A 20,617-nucleotide genomic window follows, 5' to 3' on the forward strand; every position below is an offset into this window, starting at 1 on the left:
TTTTCCCCATATTAGGTAAATGTTAATAACGTAAGTTGCTAGTTAAGGAAAATGTCAGAATCAGGATATCCAGGATTTAAGGATTAACAGGATAATAAGAGTATTTTCATTAGCAATTACCTATTACCAATTACTAGCCTGAACTAAATAACTAGCAACTTGAGTTAATAATTAACTAAACTGTTCAATTATTCCCCCACCTAATACCTTCTCCCCTTCATACCAAACCGCAGCTTGTCCTGGGGTGATGCTGAACTGAGGTTCATCAAATACTAAGCGCACTCGGTCATTTTCTAAAGGTATCACTGTCACGGGTACAGGTTGGGAACGATAACGAATTTGCACTTCTGCACGGATGGGCGTTGCGGGTGCAGCAATGGATACCCAGTTTACCCGGTTGACTGTACATTCTCCTTGTGTTCCTTTGGTGCGATCGCCTACAACCACACGATTATTAACAGCATCTAATTCAATCACATACAAAGGTTCAGCCGCAGCAATTCCTAAGCCTTTTCGCTGACCTATGGTGTAATGATGGACACCATCATGTTGACCCAAAACCTTACCAGTAGTATCCACAATATCACCGGGTTTTTGTGCTAAATATTTATCTAAAAATGCCCGCATTGAACCATTACTTTCCACCAAGCATAAATCCTGACTTTCTGGTTTATCGGCGGTTTTTAAACCATATTCGGCGGCTATTTTGCGGGTATCGCTTTTATTCAATTCTCCCAAAGGAAAGATAGAAGCCCCAAGTAAATCTTGAGACAAATCATACAAGAAATATGATTGATCCTTGTTGCGGTCTACAGCGCGTAATAATTGATAACGTCCAGTGGTTTCATCGTAAGTAATTCGCGCATAATGACCGGTAGCTATATGATTACTTCCTAATTTTTCCCGTGCATATTCCACCATTGGTCCAAACTTCACTGTTTTGTTACATTGAGAACATGGCAGGGGAGTAATTCCCACACTGTAACCAGAGACTAAATAATCAACAATATTTGCTTGAAAGACATCCCGAATATCAACAATTTCGTGAGTAACGCCTAATTGTTCACAAATACTAGCAGCGTCAATCATTCCTTCAGAGCAACATTGACCCTTACCTTTCATTAACCAAAGGGTCAAACCTATTACATCATAGCCCTGATTGTGTAAAATAGCGGCAGCTACAGAACTGTCAACACCACCGGAAAGACCAACGACAACTTTTTTCATAATTTACACTTTTAACAGTGTTTGCGACTGATTATTTTTAATAGAGGTTTTTGATTTCCGCACAAGGCAAATACTTTTATATCCTAGCATAAGTTGTGTAGGGTTTGACCCATCTCGGTAATTCCCTATTATCCTGATTAAAATAATGGCTAGTAGAAAATGTTGAAAAATCCTGTTTACAAATATGCTGCATTTAAAAACCACACAATTTGTAGTCACTGCTGCTCAAATGCGTGACATTGAAGGACGGATATTTGCTGCGGGAATGCCGGTTGCTGCTTTGATGGAAAAAGTAGGGAGATTAATTAGCGTTTGCTTGCAATCTATCATACCTCTTCGCCCCCCTTTTCAAGGGGGGTTGGGGGGATCTAATGTAGGAATTTTAGTGGGTCCAGGACACAATGGAGGTGATGCTTTAGTTGTAGCGAGAGAGTTACATTTTCAAGGTTATCAAGTTTGGATTTATCAACCTTTTACTAAACTCAAAGAATTAACTTCTCAACATTTACAATATGCCCAAAGTTTGGGTATTCCTTGTTTTCAAGAACTAGCAGAATTACCCAGTTGTGATTTTTTAATTGATGGGTTATTTGGCTTTGGTTTAGAAAGAGAAATTACCGGAAATATTGCCGAAGCAATTAATCATTTTAATGATTGGAATAAACCGATTTTTAGTATTGATATTCCTTCCGGTTTACACACAGATACAGGTGAAGTTTTAGGAACTGCAATCAAAGCAAATTATACCTTTTGTTTAGGTTTATGGAAACAGGGTTTATTGCAAGAACAAGCATTAGAATATATTGGTAAAGCGGAATTAATTGATTTTGATATTCCCTTAGCTGATATTCATGCAATTTTAGGTGAATTTCCCAAAATCAAACGCATTACTAAAACCACAGTATTTGATACCTTATCTTTACCTCTTCCCCCCACAACCCATAAATATAAATCTGGACATTTGCTATTAATTTGTGGTTCAAAACGTTATGCAGGGGGAGCAATTTTAACAGGTTTAGGTGCGCGTGCTTCCGGGGTAGGAATGTTATCAATTGCTGTACCTGAAAGTATTAAACCGCTTTTAGTTTCCCATTTACCAGAAGCTTTAATTATTGGATGTCCTGAAACCGAAACCGGGGCAATTTCTCATTTACAATTACCTCCGAAAACTGATTTAAGTTCATTTAATGCTATTGCTTGCGGACCAGGTTTAACAACTGATGCTACTCCAATTGTGGAACAGGTAATTAATAGTGAAATTCCTTTAATTTTGGATGCGGATGGTTTAAATATTTTAGCACAATTAGGGACTGTTCCTACTTTAAGAAAACGCAAAAAACCAACAATTCTCACACCCCATACAGGGGAATTTCATCGTTTATTTCCTGATATTGAGGTTAAAGATCGGGTGAAAGCAGTACAAACAGCAGCATCACAAACGGGGGCTGTAGTGCTGTTAAAAGGGGCAAGAACGGCTATTTCTAACCCTCAAGGTGTCGTTTGGATCAATTCTGAAAGTACGCCAGCTTTAGCCCGTGGTGGTAGTGGTGATGTTTTGACTGGTTTAATGGGGGGAATTTTGGCGCGGGTTGTTAATAAACAAGTGAATATTGAAGATGTGGTAGCTGCTGCGTCTTGGTGGCATTCTCAAGGGGGTATTTTAGCAGTAAAAGAAAGGACAGAATTAGGGGTTGATGCTTTTACTTTGACGGAATATTTGATGAGAGTTTTGTGTGATATGTAGTTTATTAAACATCCGAGAAAAAACAACCATTAATCATTTATTATGTAGAGGTGATGATTAAAAACAGGGTAATTTTCATTAATAATGCGACGGGATACAATTTTTTATAAATTGTTCAAACAATTTCCTAGTTTATTGTTTGAATTAGTAGACGAACCACCCCCAGAAGCAGATAGTTATGTATTTGAATCGGTGGAAGTCAAAGAAACAGCTTTCCGAATGGATGGGGTGTTTTTACCTCCAGCTAATGCAGTTTCTCAAGTGGTGTTTTTTGCTGAGGTGCAATTTCAGAAAGATGAAAATTTATATTTTCGCTTCTTTTCGGAATTATCGCTGTTTCTCCATCGCCATTCTATTCGTTATGATGATTGGTATGGGGTGATCATTTTTGGTTCGCGTAGTTTAGAACCATCAAATTTAAAGATTCATCGGTCTTTATTAGCAGGTGATCAAATTCGTCGAGTATATTTAGATGAATTGGGGGATGTACAGCAGCAACCGTTGGGGTTAGGTTTGATGTTGCTGACTATTAAGGAAGACACCGAAGCAATAGAAACAGCAAAGTTTTTGTTAGCTGAGGCGCGGAAACAGTCGGAAACAGAGATAATAGATTTAATCACGACGATTATTGTTTACAAGTTTACTAAACTAAGTCGCAAGGAGATTATCACCATGTTGGGATTAGATTTAGAAGAACCAAAAGCTATACGGGAAGCGCAAGAAGAAGGTTTAGAACAGGGACGAAAACAAGAAGCTTTATCCATTGCTCTACGTTTATTAAATCGTCGTTTGGGTAATATTCCTGATGATTTCTTATTGCAGGTTCAGGGTTTATCTTTAGCACAGATTGAGGATTTATGTGATGTACTTTTAGATTTTACTACTGTGGCAGATTTGGAAGGGTGGTTGCAACAGCAATAAATTACTTCTTTGATCCTATTTGATGTCTGAATATTGCCACACCTAGATCCCCGACTTCTGACATCAATTCAGAATTTATTGATAAAATAAAACAAGAAGTCGGGGATCTTATCATTAACAATCACCTTTTACTTTAGATGAAGTTTTGAATGGTTGTATTGAATAATTAAATGAGAGCTTCAACCATAAGTAACCATAATATGTTACACTTGTAGTAAAAGATAATTGTAATATGAAATCCCTGCAAGACTATATCAGTAGATCGATATCAGTTTGAGAATCTCTCAGATTATGCAGAAGCAGTTTGGGGTATTCCTGATCCGAGACTTGTCGAAGATTTTTAAGATTAATCGCTTTTTGTTTATTTGGTTATGAGAGTGATCGCTTTTTAACTGTAGGGTGTCAATAGCGATCACTCCCCATCTAATTGAAAAAATAACACATCCTTTATTTATCCACAAATCTGAGAAAGCGTGTTATAATTCAAACTATATTATCCATTATTTTATATTAACTAACCCTAATTTATGATTAATAATATTATTACTGCAATTAACTTGAATCAAGTAGTTGTTAGTCGTCATGCAAGAGAAAGGGCTGAGGAGCGTAACTTATTCATAGACGAGATTTGTTTTTCTGTCCTTAAAGGAGAAATAATAAAAGATTATCCCAATGATAAACCCTATCCTAGTTGTTTGATTTATGGAAATAATGAGAAAGGTGATCCTATTCATAGTGTGTGGGCATATAATCAAGATACAGGGTATGCAGTGCTAATTACTGTCTATAGTCCAGATCCCAATGAATGGATTAATTGGCGTATTAAAAAAACAGACTGAGAATCTAAATTAAACTAAATTAGCACCCTAGATAGGACTGTATAAGTCTTATCTACTAACAGTTACAAGATATTAGGAGTTAATAATTATGCTTCCCATTGATAAATGTGTGATTTGTAATGGCAACTTATTAGAAACTAAAGTAACAGAAATTATCAAAGGTGGTGGTAATACCGCAACCTTACAAGTTAATGCTTTAGTTTGTCAAAATTGTGGAGAACGTTTTTATCATGCAGATACAATCAGAAGATTTGAAAATATTAAACTGAAATTAGAAAGACAAGAAACTCAAGATTTAATTCCCGTTGGTCAATCTTTTGAAGTTGCATGATAAACAAGTTAACATGGAATCTTTAAAGATATAATATTGGTAAGCAACCAGAGGAGGTTAAAAATATATGACAGCACCTCAACTAGCACTAACCACAAACTCTAATCTTTACGAACAAGATTTTTACTTGTGGATAGAAATAACAGCCAAACAATTGAAAGCAGGGAATTTTGCAGAAATTGATTTAGAAAATCTGATTGAAGAAATCGAAAGCATGGGAAGAAGTGAAAAAAGAGCATTAGAAAGTAATTTAGTAGTTCTTTTAATGCACCTGTTAAAATATAAATATCAGCCAGAAAAACGTTCTAGAAGTTGGATTTCGACTATCTTTGAACATCGTCGGAGATTAAATAAACAATTCCAAGATAGTCCTAGTCTCAAAAAATATTTTTTGGAAACATTTGCAGAATGTTATCAAGATGCACGTCAACAAGCATCTATAGAAACTGGTTTAGACTTAGATATTTTTCCTTTAGAATCACCTTTTAATACCGATGAATGTTTAAATCAAGACTTGTTACCTGAATAATTTATAGAATTTTACTATTCAGATCCCCGACTTCTTCAAGTCTTCAAGAAATCGAGGATATAATACTAAAAATGCTGATTTGGATCTATTCCCGCATCTCTCAATAATTGTTCTAAACGTCGGTTGCGTTGACGTTCCTGTTCTAATTGTTCTTCAAACTCTTTTTGTGTTGCTAAAATTCTCTCCTCTGGGGTTAAATATCTCTTCCCTGTTTCATCAAACCAATATAACCACTCTCTGGTAATTCCTTGATATTTTCCCTCTTCTCTCCCTATTCCTAAATTCAGTTCTGATAACCAAACTGGTTCACCTTTTAATAACTGATATTCTCCATTTTCCAGTTTATAAACTTCTAACCGGGGTTTTCTTTTCCTTAAAGGATTATATATTATATAATACAAAATTCCTAATTCAGCATATTCTTGTTTCTTTTGTGTATATTCTCCTCTCCTAGTTTGGGAAACTATTTCTAATACCATAATTGGTAATTTTTGTTCTTCCCATAAAACATAAGATAACCGCAAATCTGAGTCAATAATTCTCGGAACTCCGATACTCAGAAAACCATCAGGAACAATTGCAGGTTGATAGGGATCATAATAAATTCCCATATCTACCCCAAAAAACCAATCCATTTTTTCTGACCAAATTAATGCGAGAATAGCTTCTAAAAGTCCTGGTATTAAATGTTGTAATTGATTATCCACTGGTGTGTCGTCTGAGTCTGGTAAATCTTCCGCAGAAGGTAAGCAATGTCGAGGATTATAATTTAATAACATTTGCTTCTCCAACAAATTCTTTAGATCATATTATATAATATTCTGGGTTAATTACAGCAGGAGGAAAACTGGCTTAGTGACTGGCTTTAAACTTAAATGCTGTATCTCGCTGATCTGTAATTTGCTATAAATTTATTCTTATTATCCCCCCTGTTCTTGTGGGTTGGGGGGATTTAAAATCAAACTAGGGTGGATCTAAATTAACCCCCGAATTTCCCGTAAATTCTTTGTTCAATTTTTCAATTACGTACTCTGCAACAACAGCTTCTGAACATTTATTACGCCAAAAAATTAATGATTTATAGTGCATTTCTTCCATCAGTTCTTTATTTTCCAGCAAGTTTTTTAACACCTCTGGTAATTCTTGCCAATTCTTAATTTTAATCACTGGCGCACCTTCTAAATACCATCGAGAAGGTAAAGCTTCTGTGACTAAAACACAACCATATTTCATCCCCTCAAATAACCGAGTGGTTTCAAACGATGTACCCCTGGGAACTAAACATATTTTTGTATCCATCATGATTTCACTATAGCTGCGTTCATCTGCTTGAGTTCTATTGTGATAACCACCAGTAATTGATAATTCAATGTTAAATTCAGGATGTTTTTCTTGGAAACTTTTTAAAGTTGATAACATCAATTTTCTAGATAATGCTTTAGGAGTTCCTAACCAAGATTTAAAAGACCAGATAGGATATTGTCTGTGGATGACACTTCCAGAAAAATAAGTATCATAAAGCCGATCTGCGATATTTTTGATTGGTAAATCCTGAGAGTTATAGTATCCCAAAGGAATATCATAAATAGGAGGAATTTGACCTTTACCTAATACCAAACTTTTGAATTTATGCCAATAATAATTAACCCGGCCTGGTACACCAACTAATAAAATTCTTAAAAACTGAATTAATGTCAGTAAGTTTAACAATGAAGGTTGTACAATAGGGTTACATCCGAGAATGGAATTTGTGCCTACACACTTAAATACCGCCCTTACTTTGTGAGCATATTTGGGTATACGATACCATTCATCACCCAATACAAAAACTACCACATTTTCCCCATAAGATGGTAGTTCATCAATTTCATTCCAAGTGACATAAAAGACTAAACCACTGATAAGAGAACTTTTTTCTATTGCTTGAAATACTTTACCGAAATAAGTAGTTAAAGCAAAGTCAATGGGTGGTTTAGGATCGTATATATCCCAAGCAACAGGTTTTTGATCTTTGCGGATATAGAGATAATACTGATTGGCAAGATCGGTAATTACAGTCATCTAAGTTCAGGAATTTGATTATAATTGACCCAAGTTTTTGAGATAAAAAAAACACTAAGACACAAAACCCCAAACTCTCAAATTAAGTTGGAGGTCTAAGAGGTTGTTTGAAAAGTTTTAGATGGTGACTTTAGACACTTGCAGATCCCCCCTAACCCCCCTTAATAAGGGCTCACAGGGGTAGGTTTTTAATATTATCTGTTAAGGCAGGACAAGGAAGACAAGGAGGGAACGTAGACAAGGAAGATTTTATACCAAAAATGGTCTGTTGAGCGGCGCTTTTTGTTACCAATTGTACATTATTTGTACGGATTTCTGCCCTTGTCCACTGTCCTTCCTTGTCCTCCAAGTCTTGCCCTCACGACAATGTAAAATACCTACCCTTGTGAGCTTAATAAGGGGGGAACTAGAGTCAAAGTCCCCCTTTTTAAGGGGGATATAGGGGGATCTGAAAATGTTTGATACATCATGAGAGACTTTTAAAACATCCTCTAAGTATTAGCTGTTTATTTATTTCTCAGAGGCCTTTTGTAAAATAGCCTTGCTTCAATTTTTCCATACTTTTTTGTGTAGACAAGACAGTTATACAAAATCATCATGGAAAATTCATAATTATTTCGTAATTAAGTAAGCATTCAGCCGTCAGCTATTAGCTATCAGGAAAACTCACAAAAAGCACAAATATCAGCCTGTGAATTTATCTGCTCAAAGTCCGTGTAATCTAGTAAAATTCTGATTTTAAGTAGTTATTTTTTTCCTCGTTTTTCCTCGTTCCCATACAGAGTATGGGAATGAATTTTCAAGGCTCTGTCTTGAGAATATCAGAGTCAGAGCCTCTGTGATGGCATTCCCAGTTAGAAACTGGGAACGAGATAATTTTTAATTTTTAATTTTTAATTTTTAATTAAATACCATGACTTTTACCAACTACCCAATGACGACGGAAAAACCGAGAAAGTGCAGACTCTTCCAAAGATAAATAAATTGGTCTACCATGTGGACAGGTCTGGGGGTTGCGGGTACGTTGCCAATCATCTAATAATTGCTGCATTTCTGGTAAAGTCATTGGTGTACCATTGCGGATAGCACTGCGACAAGCAACCGCAACCTGGGCGGTTTGTAAGTCTCCTCCTAAACTTAATTCTAATAATGCTTCGGCGCAATCTTCCCGTGTTTTTAACATTGCGGGAACTGTACGTACAGCCCAAAGTTTTTCTCCAAAAGTTTCAATATCTAAGTTAATTCTTTGTAATTGGGCAACCTGAGAAGGTAATAATTGATAAAGAATAATTGGTGTTTCTACAGGTACTATTTCCCATTCATCACAGATTTTTTCATATAAAACTCTTTCATGGGCAATGTGTTGTTCTACTAACCACATTCCTCCTGGATGTTCGGCAACAATATACATATTGCTCACTTGGGCAACGGCTTTTAAGTAATTCTGTGTTTTTGTATCTGCATTTTTAGAACTAAAGTTATAACTACCTTTTTTTTCTGCAACTTTAAGTAAGTTACTTACTCTAGTTGTGTGAACTGAATCTTTTAAATTAGCTTCAGAAATATAGAATGCTTGATTAATTGTTTCGCTAATTTTTTCTTGCCAAGCATTAATTTCATTTAAATAAATTTCTGTTTTGGCAGGGTGGCGATTCCAGTTAATTTGGTCAGGGGAAATGGTAAGATGTAAAAAACAAACCGGATAGCGATCGCGTGGTAAGGTTTTATGAAATGCTGCAAAAATTGTTTGTTCTAATTCTGGTGATTTAATCATTCTGCCATTAATGGCTACTTTTACCCAGTCAGGTTTATGACGGTGACATCTATCTGGTAAACCAATTACTAAGTTAATTGTAGATTGCGGATTGGGTATTTCTATCTTTAATTCTTTTAAATCACCTGGTTTAATTTGGGTGAGAATTTGCGGAATTAATTTACCTGCACTCGCAGTCTGACAAATGGTGAACCATTCCCGATCATTTTGCCAAACTTGATAAGTAATATGAGGATGACATAAAGCAATTTGTTGAATGATTGTTTGTACAGCTTTCATTTGCTGTGTGGCGTTCGGTAAACCTTGACGACGTGCAGGATAATTAGCAAATAAATTATCAACAGTAACTACAGTACCAGTTGCGATCGCCGCCACTTCCGTTTTAATAACTTCCCCATCATTTCCATAAACAACCCGCCATCCTTCATTTCCCCCCACAGGACGGCTAAAAATTTCTAAATCTGCTAAAGTTGCTAAACTATGTAACGCTTCTCCACGAAAACCCAAACTTTTAATTTTCCACAAATCATCTGAAGAATGAATTTTACTGGTAGTATGTGCTGTTGCCGCTTGTTGTAAATCATCTAAATTCATGCCACAACCATTATCAGCTACACGCACTCGCCATTGCTGCGGCCATAAAGAAATTACAATGCGCGTTGCACCAGCATCTAAGGAATTTTCTACTAATTCCCGAACCACAGAAGCAAAACTATCTATTACTTCTCCTGCTGTAATCAGATATACGACTTCTGTAGGTAAAGCTTGTATTGTAGATGCCATGATCAAGAATTAAAAATTAGAAATTAAAAATTAAAAATTGCCGGAATGTGCAGATAATTAGTTTACAATATTTAGACTTAATTTAGCCGCATAAATTGTAATTATAATTTTAGTTAACATCTCTAAAGAATCTTAGATAAATTGTAAAAAAAACCGAATTTTCAAAGTATTTTTGGTAGATTGCTGGTAAAGTCTTAAACTAAAAAATCCCATGAGTAATTTAGTTGCTGATGTTAATGAATTGATATCGCGTCTAGAATGGGGTCAACCCGCCTTTACAATTATTGATGTACGCGATCGCCTTACCTACAACCACGGCCATATCACAGGTGCTATTTCCATTCCCCTCAACGACTTAGCCGACCGTGCAAAAACCAGCTTGCATAAACAACGCCAAATCTACGTTTATGGCGACCATGATACCCATGCTAATCTGGCAGTTAGTATTTTAGGCGCTGCCGGTTTTAGAGATGTCTGTGTTATTCAAGGTGGCTTAGACGCTTGGAAAACAGTAGGAGGTGCTACAGAAGGCGTTTAACAGTTAATGAAGGCAACAGGCAAAAGGCAACAGGCAAAAGTTGATTAATTTTTATCAACTTTTATCAATTTTATCAATTTTATCTTGTGTTCTCTGCCTTTGCTTCTTCCTCAATATTCAATACTTTTCGTCAAACTAATAACAACGAAATAACGTAGGTTGGGTTGAGGAACGAAACCCAACATTTACAAGGGTTTGTTGGGTTTCCACACGGTAAACCCAACCTACAAAAATCCTTAACCGAACAGTATTGCCTCAATATTGTCTATGAGAAGTGACGCAAGATTGGACTCAAAACCTCATTATTGCGTAGGGGTAATTCATGAATTACCCCTACTTTTGTTCTGTTTTGCGTAATTCCTGTCTACATCAAAATCTTAGCTGGTTCAGGTTTCAATAAACCACTTAACAAAGATGCAGGATGTTGAGCATGAGGCCAAGCGAAAGCATGGCGAAATGCAGCATCTTGACAGGCTTGAAGTTGTTGGAAATTAATAATGTCGTAAGTCAGCAGATTTTCATATTCAAAAGGTAAACGGACATTATGTAAACCTGCGTTATCGGTACAGATGGCAATATCAACACCTGCTTCAAAACATCGATCAAAAACCAATTTTAACTGCCGAATATCCTGCAAAGTTCCTGTTTTTAAGTAAGTCGTAGGACAAACTTCTAAACATTGTCCTCTTCTGGCTAATTCTGGTAGTAATTCCGGGAAAAGTAAAGGAATTTGGATACCGTGACCAATTCGCATTAAATAAGGTAAAAGTTCGGGATAACAACCATCTTTGGTTTCGTAAAGATGTCCGGTGGTATTTAAACCCAAAGAACGGGCATAGTTATATAAACTAATCCATTCTGGCATTCTTTCCCCATAAATGCGATCGCCCCCTGCCACATCCACCGCACAAACATATTCTCGATTTTGCGCTGCTAAATCCACAATAGCCTTATTTACCTCAAACGGTAAACGAGAGTGCATACAGAGAATTTGACTATTAACAATGGGATATTCTAAAGAACGACTAGCTTTACCCACAATTTCCACAATTTCCCCCATCTTATCAATTCTGGCGTTTTGATTTAGATGTTCAGGAGTGCGTAAATAGGGAGTATAACGCAATTCTAAATAAGCCAAATTTTCAAAGATATAAGCACCACGCAACAAGCGATAGATAAAGTAAGGCAAAGTTTCCACAGTTTGCACACTTTCCACCAAAGTATGCAACTCTAAATACTCATCTAAAGTATTGCGGGGACGGGTGTAAAAATCCTCAAATTCAGAATATTCAGCAAACCGAGAAATTAAATCTGTAGCATGGCGCTGAAAATACCGCCACAACACACGGGGGACAACAGAACCCCCCAGGTGTCTATGTAACTCAGCGTATAAGGCCATAATGGTAACTTTTAGATAAAAATTTAACTAATTTTAACAAACTTTAACAAGAGGATGTCCAGGATTGGAAAATTTAGAGGATCAAGAGAGGATGGGATGACAAAATCTTTCTAGGGAAAGGCTAAGAATTTTAGCCATGAGGGAATTTATTGACAAAGTTTAGAAAATCTGCTAATAATGAATATTTGTGGAAACTTTACCCTTTAATATAATCTCTTGGCTAACGTCATTGTCATAGGCGCTCAATGGGGCGATGAAGGAAAAGGCAAAATAACTGACTTACTCAGCCGCTCCGCAGATGTGGTGGTACGTTACCAGGGAGGAGTTAACGCTGGACACACAATAGTAGTCCAAGGTCAGACATTTAAACTGCACTTAATTCCCTCTGGTATATTGTATCCAGATACCGAGTGTATTATCGGCTGTGGGACAGTTATTGATCCACAGGTTTTGATAAAAGAACTCGAACAACTTGAAGAATTAAATATTTCTACTGCTAATCTGCGGATATCGGAGACGGCTCACGTCACTATGCCTTACCATAGGTTAATTGATAAGGCATCAGAAGAACATCGGGGAACTCATAAAATCGGCACGACTGGTAGAGGTATCGGTCCGACCTACGCGGATAAATCAGAACGGACAGGCATCAGGATGTTAGACTTGATGGACCCGGCTGGATTACGTGAGCAGTTAGAATGGACAATAAATTATAAAAACACAATTTTAGAAAAATTGTATGATATTCCTCCTCTAGACCCCCAAGAAGTAATTGAGGAGTATTTAGGTTATGCGGAAAGATTACGTCCTTTTGTGGTGGACACATCAATAAAAATATATGATGCGGTGCAAAAACGACGTAACATTTTGTTTGAAGGCGCACAAGGAACTCTACTGGATTTAGATCATGGGACTTATCCTTATGTCACCTCTTCTAATCCTGTAGCTGGGGGTGCTTGCGTGGGTACTGGTCTAGGACCGACAATGATAGATCGGGTAATAGGGGTATCCAAAGCATATACCACTAGAGTAGGTGAAGGACCATTCCCCACAGAATTAGATGGGGAAATTGGTGATTTATTGGGCGATCGCGGTGCAGAATTTGGCACAACCACAGGCAGAAAACGCCGTTGTGGTTGGTTTGATGCCGTGATTGGGCGTTATGCAGTCCGTATTAATGGTATGGATTGTATGGCACTAACTAAGTTAGATGTGCTAGATGAGTTAGAGGAAATCAAAGTTTGCGTGGCTTATGAAATAGATGGCCAACGCTGTGATCACTTCCCCACCAGCGCCCGTCAGTTTGCCCGTTGTCGTCCGATTTATAAAACCTTACCAGGATGGCAAGTACCAACCACTGAATGCCGTCGCTTGGAAGACTTGCCAAAGCAAGCATTGGACTATCTGAAATTCTTAGCAGAATTGATGGAAGTCCCGATTGCGATCGTCTCCTTGGGAGCAAGTCGTGATCAAACTATCATTGTGGAAGATCCAATTCACGGACCCAAACGCGCACTGTTGCACGCAGATGGTACACCAGTTTAATAATTGACAATTGACAATTGACAATTGACAACTAACAACCACCCACTAAAACATTAAGAGTAGTATGGCGATCGCAGTAGAATCTAAACAACGTCCAGAAGGTAGCAAACCTAAAGCTTTACGCCGTTCTGGTTTAATCCCCGCTAATTTGTACGGACACAACGGTGCGGAATCAATTTCTTTGGTAGTTGAGGCCAAAACCGTTGAACGCTTGCTCAAACAAGCTGCTCCCAACAAAACCGAAATTGAACTCAATATTCCTGAACTTGAGTGGACCGGTAAAACCGTGATCCGTGAAGTTCAGATTCACCCAGCTAAAGGTACACCTTACCATCTCAGTTTTTTTGCTGCTAAAGCCTAAAAGATGGTGTGAATTTTATCTTCAATAGCACTTAAATTTTGTCATAATTGCTGAATGAACCAGGGTTGAACCCTGGTTTTTTTTGTTAAGCTATCAAGGTTAATATAGCAGTCAGCTATCAGCAGTCAGCTTTTAAACAAAACTCTTGTCTGATGGGGGTTACAGAATTTAGGACTGTTCTAATTACTGTGGCAACTGCTATATCTGAGCTACAATTATTTCCGCTGATAAGTAACTCAACCTTAAAAACGTAATACCCATATCCCCGACTCCTTAAAGAAGTCGGGGATCTATCCACTTCTTACTTGTATGGGTTGACCTGTGTTTATCTGCGGCTAAAAATCCCACATCCAAAAATCCCACATCCAAAAATCCAACTTCCAACATCCAACACTGGTATAAATATTATGACACAAGCTAATCTTCCAGCTTTAATTGAACAAATGTTACAACCAGGATTTTATCCTCATGGGGTGACAGAACCAATTCAACTGATTCAAACTCATGCTTCTTATGTGCTACTAACTGGAGAATATGTCTATAAACTGAAAAAACCTATAAATTTTGGCTTTTTAGATTATTCCACATTAGAAAAGCGGTTACATTGTTGCCAGGAAGAGTTACGTTTAAATCAGCGGGGCGCGGGTGAATTGTATTTGCAAGTATTACCTATTACCTGCACAGGAGAACAATACCATTTAGCGGGAAATTTAGAGGAAACAGGAGAGGTTGTAGAATATGCGCTAAAAATGCGCCAATTTCCCCAAGATGCTTTATTTAGTGAACTTTTTACCCAGGGTAAGTTAAATGAAATGCACTTGCAGGAATTAGGACGGGTAGTAGCTGAATACCATGCAAAATCCCAGACAAATGATTACATTCGCAGTTTTGGGCAAGTCTCACAAGTGCGTTTGGCTGTTGATGATAATTATAACCAAACTTTAAAGTATATTGGCAGACCTCAAAATCAGCAACAATTTACAGAAACAAAAGCATATACAGATAACTTTTTTAACCAAAATCCAGAATTATTTACTAGCAGAATTACCAATAACTACATCCGTGAATGTCACGGGGATTTACACCTGCGAAATATTGCTCTTTGGCATGATAAAATCATGTTATTCGATTGTATAGAATTTAATGAGCCGTTTCGCTTTGTAGATGTCATGTATGATGTGGCATTTACGGTAATGGATATTGAAGCAAAAGGGCGGAAAGATTTAGCAAATGCTTTTTTAAATGCTTATGTTGAACAAACTGGAGACTGGGCAGGGTTACAGGTATTACCTTTATATTTAAGTCGTCAAGCTTATGTGCGGGCAAAGGTGACATCATTTTTATTAGATGATCCTAGTGTACCCGCAGATGTGAAAGAAGAAGCCGCAAAAACAGCATCTGCATATTATCGTCAAGCTTGGGAGTATACTAAACCCAAACAAGGACAATTAATTTTAATGTCCGGGTTATCAGGTTCTGGTAAAAGTACCACTGCTAGGTATTTAGCTCGTAAACTAGGAGCAGTTCATTTGCGTTCTGATGCAGTGCGGAAACATTTAGCAGGTATTCCTTTATTAGAACGTGGTGGAAATGAAATATACACACCCGAAATGACTCAAAAGACTTATGACAGATTGTTAACATTAGGAATTACACTGGCTAATCAAGGTTGGCGTGTGATTTTAGATGCCAAGTATGACCGTCAACACTTACGCCAACAAGCGATTAATCAAGCTACTCAACATCAATTACCTTTACAGATTATCCATTGTACTGCACCACTAGAAATATTACAAGAACGACTGGTTAACCGTACTGGTGATATTGCTGATGCTACCGCTGATTTATTGGTATCTCAACTCAACCAAGCTGAATCATTCACAGACAAAGAACAACCCTACATTAAAATATTGGATACAACTCAATCACTGGAGGAACAATTAAAAGAATTTGGTATTGATAGATAGCTAGAATTTGCTTTGATTCCTTATTTCCTATTTCCTATTATCTGCTATTTCCTATTATCTGAAGTGATATAATAGGATAATTAAAACTGCGAGGTGAATTTCTATGGTAACTCTAGCACCTACTCACAGCGACACTCACACCAATAGCATCATCCTCAATAATATTTCTTGGAATACTTTTGAAAGGATTTTATTAGAAACAGGTGATACTCGCAATAACAGGTTTACTTATAATCAGGGAATCTTAGAAATTATGACTCCATTAATGCCCCATGAACATAATAAACGCTTACTAGAAAAGATCATTGATACTTTAGTTGAAGAATTAAATCTCAACGTTAAAAGCACTGGTTCATTAACTTGTAAACGGGAAGATTTAGCTAGAGGTGTAGAACCTGATTCTAGTTTCTATATTCAAAACGAACCAATTATGAGAAATAAAAAAACTTTAGATTTAACTCAAGATCCCCCACCAGATTTAGTGATAGAAGTTGATTATGCTAGTTCTTCTATTGATAAATTACCGATTTATTTAGCTTTAGGTGTTCCTGAAGTGTGGCGTTATGATGAACCTGTAATGCAAATTTATAGTTTATCTGATGGTAAATATATTCCTTGTAATGGTTCACCTACTTTTGCTAATTTACCTTTAAATACAGAAATTCCTAAATTTTTAGCTGCTAGTTTAGAAGTGGGTGAAGTGACAATGATTAGGAATTTTAGAAGTTGGATAAAAACACAAGTAGAAAATATTAAATAAATGTCAGAATCAGGAGATCCAGGATTTGAGGATTTACAGGATAATTCTTAATTCGTAATTAGTTTATCAGAATCAGGATGTCTAGGATTTGAGGATTTACAGGATGGTTATTGATAAATTGTCTATGAATATTTAGATTTTATAAAATCAGACTACACCAAATAGTAAAAACATCAAATACAGAGTATAATTAAAATATAAAAGTTTGATATTCAGGATATTCAAAAATGTATCAAACAGATCCGCCTTTAGCGGCAAAAGAAACATTACCGACAATGTATGATCTGCCTAGCGAAGATCCAGAGGAGAAAGGTTTGCCGGATCAATTTCATTTATTGCAACCACAATTATTAGCAGATACATTTCTTCCTCCTAATTATAAACAAGAGGAAATATTTACAGGAAGTGACATAAATCTGTATTTTGATTCTCGTCATACATTGTGGTATAAACGCCCCGATTGGTTTGCAGTTGTGGGTGTTCCCTATTTGTATGAAAAAAGAGATTTGCGGTTAAGTTATGTAGTTTGGCAAGAATCTGTTAATCCTTATATTGTGATCGAGTTATTATCACCGGGAACAGAAAAAGAAGATTTAGGTCAAATGTTGCGAGATGTGGAAAAACCACCTGGTAAATGGGAAGTTTACGAAAAGATTTTAAGAATACCTTATTATGCAATTTTTGATCGTTATCAATCAGAATTTAGGATGTTTGAATTAAGGGGCGATCGCTATATTGAAACTTTGCGATCTACACCTTCAGACGCTAATTCTCGTTTTTGGATTCCTGGGTTAGAATTAGGTTTAGGAATTTGGGAAGGTAGCTATAAAAATGTGCAAATGCCTTGGTTACGATGGTATGATCAAAATGGTAATTGGGTGTTAACTCCCGCAGAACAGGAAAGAGAAAAAGCGGAACAGGAAAAACAACGTGCAGATCAGGAAAGACAGCGTGCAGATCATGAAAAACAACGTGCGGAACAGGAAAAGCAGAAAAAAGAAAAATTAATTGCCCAACTGCGTGCTTTAGGTGTTGAACCTGAGATAGATTAAAACTCAGATCCCTGACTTCATTTATAAAAGATAAAATTCAGAAGTCGGGGATATTTATTAACAAAAATAATTAACACAATTTCTCTAAAGTTTATTAACTAAAGATTGACGTTTGCTTTGATATTCTTCTTCTGTAATAATTCCCTCTTCAAATATTTCTTTTAATGCTTTTAATCCCTTAGCTGCTTCCACAGTAGAATTTTGTATTTTTTTAGTTTTTTTAACTATTACTGTTCTTCTTCTTTTGGGTCTTCTACTGAGATTATCTGCACGCAATTTTTCCATCAATTTAGGTACATCTATCAATTTAGGTAAATCTTCTATTTCTCTAATATTATCCCAATCAATCACCGCAACCCAAATATTCTCTTCTGGAGAATGTTTAACTCTTCCTTCAACTTCTAAATCTTCGCTATAAAAAGTTAGTATTTGACCATCTTTTAATTCAATTTTTTGCCGTGCTAAATCCTCAATTGTGCCAATACAATTTAACCGCAGATGACCTTCTTCGTCAGCATTATTAAAGTCTGCAAAAACTCTCAATTGTTTATTCAGAATTTGTTGGTTATTATTGTCTTGAGAGTTGAAAGAATTAGCTGGTATGTTCATTGGTAATCTCTATAAATATTATGGCTTTGGTTTAGGAATTGTAGGTGTGAGCAGATTACTAATTTGTTCTGGAGTTAAACCAGTTAATGTTGCGTGATAACCTCTTCCAGAAGTTCTGATTACATCACCACCTGCGTTGCGAACATCTCCTACTGTTGTAACACCTATTTGCCCATGAGGGATAAATTTTACTAATTCCTCTATTGATAATCCTACCTCACATTGTACGGAAATTCCAGTTATTCCACTGGGATGAGTACCTATTCCCATTTGGATATCTTCTGGACGGTTGCGGCCTCCTCGTACTACTAAGGCTTCATCTGGTATTTTTTCCACAAAATTTAACTTTAATCATCATATACGCAATAATTACTTTACCAGGAATTGTTAATTCTAGATATTGTGGGAAAATTGAAAAATTAGCATATCTACCTAAATCATACCCGACTGTGCGAAAATGTACATAACTGTTGTTGGGCATTTGTAACCGATGGTTTGGCAAAAGGGGTATAAATTACAGGGTGGAAGATACGTGATAGAAAAAGTCCTGGGAGAAGGTGGTTTCGGGATTACATATCAAGCACAACATACACTTTTAAAACAGTGGGTAGTAATTAAAACCCCCAATGAAAGCCTAAAAAATGATTCTGAATACCCCAATTATGTGAAAAGATTTATTCAAGAAGGACGGAAATTAGCAAGACTTTCTCAACAACCACACCCGAATATTGTCCGTGTAACTGAATTATTTGAAGAAGGTAAAACATATTGTTTAGTCATGGACTTTGTACCCGGTGAAAGTTTATTTAATTTAGTCCAAAAACAGGGAGCATTACCAGAAATAAAAGCAGTAGAATATATCAAACAAATTGGAGAGTCTTTAATTTTTGTTCATCAACAGGGTTTAGTACATCGGGATGCACACCCTGGTAATATTATGGTACAAAAAAATGGCAAAGCTGTATTAATTGACTTTGGAATTGCTGGGGAAATAATGCCCCAAGATGGATATTTTACTTCTCATCATCCTGCTAATATTGCTTTTGCACCTTATGAACAAATGGGAGGTAATAGACAAGTAACCATAGATGTTTATACTCTTGCTGCTTCTTTATATTATGCCGTTACAGGTAAACGTCCTGAAAGTTCGCTAGATAGAAAATTATATAATAAACCGTTAATTTCTCCTAATAAATTTGTTGTTAGTATTAGTGATGAGTTGAATTTGGCAATACTTAAAGGTATGAATTTAGAGCCGGAATATCGTCCGCAGTCTATGAGAGAATGGTTAAATTTACTTCCTGATTTTAGTAATAAATCTCCAAATAATGCCAGAGTAGTTATTAATAATCATGTTTCTACAATAAAAATTGAACAAGAAACTAAACCAGAGAAAAATTATCGTACTCATCCTATTCCCAAAAGATATCAAAAGCCAGTTCAAAATGAATTAGAGAGGATGAGTAAATTTCCTTGGCTGGAACTAGGATATATTGCTTTCTATTATTCAGTCATAGGCTTTTTTACAGCATCTTCGGCTTTGGGTTGGGCTTTGGGTTGGGCTTGGGGTTGGGCTTTGGGTGCGGTTTGGGTTTGGGCTTGGGCTAGGACTGGGGTTTGGGGTTTAGTTGTGGCTTGGGTTTGGACTTTTGCTGGGGCTGGGTCTTTTGCTTTTGCTGTATTTCTTGGTGTTACTACTTCTACTATTGGGTTTATTATTTTTACTGTTATGTTATTCGTAGTTTATGGTTTTGCATCTAAAAAGCTAAAGACATCTTTCCGCAAATTGCATCATTTTATAATTTTGGCGGCTATATCTTCATTAGGATTATTTTTAGGCTGGTTAAGCTATCAATTTTACCCAATATTTGCAAATCGCTAAACCCTTACATTCCTTATTTTCTTTATGATACAATATAATCAAACTCCAAAAACACAATACATAAACTTCTTTGATAAATTAAGATTATTCACCAAGTAAAAAATTATAATTCGTAGGGGTTTAGCATTACTCATTGGTATCAACTTAAACAAAAAATGCCTTATCTGTTAGCTTCCACACCCGCCATGAAATGAATTATGGCTTACGCCACGCTACGCTATCATGGCTAATAGCTAAAGTTTACTAAAGTAAACTATCAATTTTTTAGTCATCTTTAGATGACTTTTGCTATTAG

Annotated in this window: 20 protein-coding genes; 12 read left to right on the top strand and 8 right to left on the bottom strand. The window is 36.4% G+C overall.

Going from position 1 to position 20,617, the window contains the following annotated elements; all coding sequences use genetic code 11:
- Nucleotides 1–171 precede the first annotated feature (171 nt).
- On the bottom strand, nucleotides 172–1,227 hold the full coding sequence (gene mnmA / locus K2F26_RS10595; protein WP_220611424.1) for a tRNA 2-thiouridine(34) synthase MnmA: 1,056 nt from the start codon (nucleotides 1,225–1,227) through the stop codon (nucleotides 172–174).
- A gap of 184 nt (nucleotides 1,228–1,411) precedes the next feature.
- Between mnmA and K2F26_RS10600 the strand changes: the two genes are divergently transcribed.
- The 5 genes from K2F26_RS10600 (at nucleotide 1,412) to K2F26_RS10620 (ending at nucleotide 5,591) form a co-directional block, all read left to right on the top strand.
- Nucleotides 1,412–2,971, top strand: a complete 1,560-nt coding sequence (locus K2F26_RS10600; RefSeq protein WP_220611425.1) for an NAD(P)H-hydrate dehydratase — start codon at nucleotides 1,412–1,414, stop codon at nucleotides 2,969–2,971.
- Between the two features lie 84 nt (nucleotides 2,972–3,055).
- Nucleotides 3,056–3,892 carry an Rpn family recombination-promoting nuclease/putative transposase gene (locus K2F26_RS10605; protein ID WP_220611426.1) on the top strand — a complete coding sequence of 279 codons (837 nt, stop codon included), beginning with the start codon at nucleotides 3,056–3,058 and terminating at the stop codon, nucleotides 3,890–3,892.
- 527 nt (nucleotides 3,893–4,419) lie between these two features.
- On the top strand, nucleotides 4,420–4,731 hold the full coding sequence (locus tag K2F26_RS10610) for a DUF4258 domain-containing protein (protein ID WP_220611427.1): 312 nt from the start codon (nucleotides 4,420–4,422) through the stop codon (nucleotides 4,729–4,731).
- An 88-nt stretch (nucleotides 4,732–4,819) separates the two neighbouring features.
- The gene (locus K2F26_RS10615) at nucleotides 4,820–5,062 is read left to right on the top strand and encodes a YgiT-type zinc finger protein (RefSeq protein WP_220611428.1); all 243 of its coding nucleotides are present in this window, start codon (nucleotides 4,820–4,822) and stop codon (nucleotides 5,060–5,062) included.
- 67 nt (nucleotides 5,063–5,129) lie between these two features.
- Nucleotides 5,130–5,591 (top strand): DUF29 domain-containing protein, encoded by a 462-nt coding sequence (locus tag K2F26_RS10620; protein ID WP_220611429.1) that lies wholly within the window; start codon nucleotides 5,130–5,132, stop codon nucleotides 5,589–5,591.
- Between the two features lie 65 nt (nucleotides 5,592–5,656).
- On the opposite strand, the gene K2F26_RS10625 is transcribed toward K2F26_RS10620, so the two are convergent.
- The 3 genes from K2F26_RS10625 to mutL form a co-directional block, all read right to left on the bottom strand.
- Nucleotides 5,657–6,370 (bottom strand): Uma2 family endonuclease, encoded by a 714-nt coding sequence (locus K2F26_RS10625; RefSeq protein ID WP_220611430.1) that lies wholly within the window; start codon nucleotides 6,368–6,370, stop codon nucleotides 5,657–5,659.
- 184 nt (nucleotides 6,371–6,554) lie between these two features.
- Nucleotides 6,555–7,652 carry a glycosyltransferase family 47 protein gene (locus K2F26_RS10630; protein WP_220611431.1) on the bottom strand — a complete coding sequence of 366 codons (1,098 nt, stop codon included), beginning with the start codon at nucleotides 7,650–7,652 and terminating at the stop codon, nucleotides 6,555–6,557.
- Between the two features lie 904 nt (nucleotides 7,653–8,556).
- The gene (gene mutL, locus K2F26_RS10635) at nucleotides 8,557–10,209 is read right to left on the bottom strand and encodes a DNA mismatch repair endonuclease MutL (RefSeq protein ID WP_220611432.1); all 1,653 of its coding nucleotides are present in this window, start codon (nucleotides 10,207–10,209) and stop codon (nucleotides 8,557–8,559) included.
- 211 nt (nucleotides 10,210–10,420) lie between these two features.
- On the opposite strand from mutL, the gene K2F26_RS10640 reads away from it, so the two are divergent.
- A complete protein-coding gene (locus K2F26_RS10640) occupies nucleotides 10,421–10,747 on the top strand; it encodes a rhodanese-like domain-containing protein (protein ID WP_096570707.1) in 327 nt (108 codons plus the stop codon).
- Between the two features lie 364 nt (nucleotides 10,748–11,111).
- On the opposite strand, the gene K2F26_RS10645 is transcribed toward K2F26_RS10640, so the two are convergent.
- Entirely contained in the window at nucleotides 11,112–12,146 is a 1,035-nt protein-coding gene (locus K2F26_RS10645) for an adenosine deaminase (RefSeq protein WP_220611433.1), read from the bottom strand.
- Between the two features lie 216 nt (nucleotides 12,147–12,362).
- Here K2F26_RS10645 and K2F26_RS10650 point away from each other — a divergent pair, with 216 nt between their 5' ends.
- The 5 genes from K2F26_RS10650 to K2F26_RS10670 all read left to right on the top strand — a co-directional run bounded on the left by K2F26_RS10650 (nucleotide 12,363) and on the right by K2F26_RS10670 (nucleotide 17,831).
- Nucleotides 12,363–13,691 carry an adenylosuccinate synthase gene (locus tag K2F26_RS10650; protein WP_220611434.1) on the top strand — a complete coding sequence of 443 codons (1,329 nt, stop codon included), beginning with the start codon at nucleotides 12,363–12,365 and terminating at the stop codon, nucleotides 13,689–13,691.
- Nucleotides 13,692–13,755: 64 nt separating this feature from the next.
- The gene (gene rplY / locus K2F26_RS10655) at nucleotides 13,756–14,052 is read left to right on the top strand and encodes a 50S ribosomal protein L25 (RefSeq protein WP_220611435.1); all 297 of its coding nucleotides are present in this window, start codon (nucleotides 13,756–13,758) and stop codon (nucleotides 14,050–14,052) included.
- 407 nt (nucleotides 14,053–14,459) lie between these two features.
- Nucleotides 14,460–16,019, top strand: coding sequence for a bifunctional aminoglycoside phosphotransferase/ATP-binding protein (locus tag K2F26_RS10660; RefSeq protein ID WP_220611436.1), 1,560 nt, complete (start codon nucleotides 14,460–14,462; stop codon nucleotides 16,017–16,019).
- 103 nt (nucleotides 16,020–16,122) lie between these two features.
- Nucleotides 16,123–16,779 carry a Uma2 family endonuclease gene (locus tag K2F26_RS10665; protein ID WP_220611437.1) on the top strand — a complete coding sequence of 219 codons (657 nt, stop codon included), beginning with the start codon at nucleotides 16,123–16,125 and terminating at the stop codon, nucleotides 16,777–16,779.
- Between the two features lie 227 nt (nucleotides 16,780–17,006).
- Nucleotides 17,007–17,831 (top strand): Uma2 family endonuclease, encoded by an 825-nt coding sequence (locus tag K2F26_RS10670; RefSeq protein WP_220611438.1) that lies wholly within the window; start codon nucleotides 17,007–17,009, stop codon nucleotides 17,829–17,831.
- 84 nt (nucleotides 17,832–17,915) lie between these two features.
- On the opposite strand, the gene K2F26_RS24720 is transcribed toward K2F26_RS10670, so the two are convergent.
- The 3 genes from K2F26_RS24720 to K2F26_RS10685 are packed head-to-tail and all read right to left on the bottom strand — an operon-like array spanning nucleotide 17,916 to nucleotide 18,921.
- Entirely contained in the window at nucleotides 17,916–18,440 is a 525-nt protein-coding gene (locus K2F26_RS24720) for a hypothetical protein (protein ID WP_246605578.1), read from the bottom strand.
- Nucleotides 18,441–18,458: 18 nt separating this feature from the next.
- Complete coding sequence (locus tag K2F26_RS10680; RefSeq protein WP_220611439.1) at nucleotides 18,459–18,776, bottom strand: flavoredoxin; 318 nt, start codon at nucleotides 18,774–18,776, stop codon at nucleotides 18,459–18,461.
- Complete coding sequence (locus K2F26_RS10685; RefSeq protein WP_220611440.1) at nucleotides 18,757–18,921, bottom strand: hypothetical protein; 165 nt, start codon at nucleotides 18,919–18,921, stop codon at nucleotides 18,757–18,759. Before K2F26_RS10685 ends, K2F26_RS10680 begins: the two co-directional genes overlap by 20 nt.
- Before the next feature lie 9 nt (nucleotides 18,922–18,930).
- Between K2F26_RS10685 and K2F26_RS25160 the strand changes: the two genes are divergently transcribed.
- Nucleotides 18,931–20,322 carry a serine/threonine protein kinase gene (locus K2F26_RS25160; RefSeq protein WP_220611441.1) on the top strand — a complete coding sequence of 464 codons (1,392 nt, stop codon included), beginning with the start codon at nucleotides 18,931–18,933 and terminating at the stop codon, nucleotides 20,320–20,322.
- Nucleotides 20,323–20,617: the final 295 nt, after the last annotated feature.

Source organism: Sphaerospermopsis torques-reginae ITEP-024 (assembly GCF_019598945.1).
Taxonomy (GTDB): domain Bacteria; phylum Cyanobacteriota; class Cyanobacteriia; order Cyanobacteriales; family Nostocaceae; genus Sphaerospermopsis.

Excerpts from the sequence above, each read along its gene's own strand:
- K2F26_RS25160 (WP_220611441.1), top strand. The coding sequence starts at position 18,931 with ATGGTTTGGCAAAAGGGGTATAAATTACAGGGTGGAAGATACGTGATA.
- K2F26_RS10615 (WP_220611428.1), top strand. The coding sequence starts at position 4,820 with ATGCTTCCCATTGATAAATGTGTGATTTGTAATGGCAACTTATTAGAA.
- K2F26_RS10630 (WP_220611431.1), bottom strand. The coding sequence starts at position 7,652 with ATGACTGTAATTACCGATCTTGCCAATCAGTATTATCTCTATATCCGC.
- K2F26_RS10645 (WP_220611433.1), bottom strand. The coding sequence starts at position 12,146 with ATGGCCTTATACGCTGAGTTACATAGACACCTGGGGGGTTCTGTTGTC.
- rplY (WP_220611435.1), top strand. The coding sequence starts at position 13,756 with ATGGCGATCGCAGTAGAATCTAAACAACGTCCAGAAGGTAGCAAACCT.
- K2F26_RS10625 (WP_220611430.1), bottom strand. The coding sequence starts at position 6,370 with ATGTTATTAAATTATAATCCTCGACATTGCTTACCTTCTGCGGAAGAT.
- K2F26_RS10600 (WP_220611425.1), top strand. The coding sequence starts at position 1,412 with ATGCTGCATTTAAAAACCACACAATTTGTAGTCACTGCTGCTCAAATG.
- K2F26_RS10670 (WP_220611438.1), top strand. The coding sequence starts at position 17,007 with ATGTATCAAACAGATCCGCCTTTAGCGGCAAAAGAAACATTACCGACA.
- K2F26_RS10685 (WP_220611440.1), bottom strand. The coding sequence starts at position 18,921 with ATGCCCAACAACAGTTATGTACATTTTCGCACAGTCGGGTATGATTTA.
- K2F26_RS10640 (WP_096570707.1), top strand. The coding sequence starts at position 10,421 with ATGAGTAATTTAGTTGCTGATGTTAATGAATTGATATCGCGTCTAGAA.
- K2F26_RS10660 (WP_220611436.1), top strand. The coding sequence starts at position 14,460 with ATGACACAAGCTAATCTTCCAGCTTTAATTGAACAAATGTTACAACCA.
- K2F26_RS10665 (WP_220611437.1), top strand. The coding sequence starts at position 16,123 with ATGGTAACTCTAGCACCTACTCACAGCGACACTCACACCAATAGCATC.
- K2F26_RS10620 (WP_220611429.1), top strand. The coding sequence starts at position 5,130 with ATGACAGCACCTCAACTAGCACTAACCACAAACTCTAATCTTTACGAA.
- mnmA (WP_220611424.1), bottom strand. The coding sequence starts at position 1,227 with ATGAAAAAAGTTGTCGTTGGTCTTTCCGGTGGTGTTGACAGTTCTGTA.
- K2F26_RS10610 (WP_220611427.1), top strand. The coding sequence starts at position 4,420 with ATGATTAATAATATTATTACTGCAATTAACTTGAATCAAGTAGTTGTT.
- mutL (WP_220611432.1), bottom strand. The coding sequence starts at position 10,209 with ATGGCATCTACAATACAAGCTTTACCTACAGAAGTCGTATATCTGATT.
- K2F26_RS10605 (WP_220611426.1), top strand. The coding sequence starts at position 3,056 with ATGCGACGGGATACAATTTTTTATAAATTGTTCAAACAATTTCCTAGT.
- K2F26_RS24720 (WP_246605578.1), bottom strand. The coding sequence starts at position 18,440 with ATGAACATACCAGCTAATTCTTTCAACTCTCAAGACAATAATAACCAA.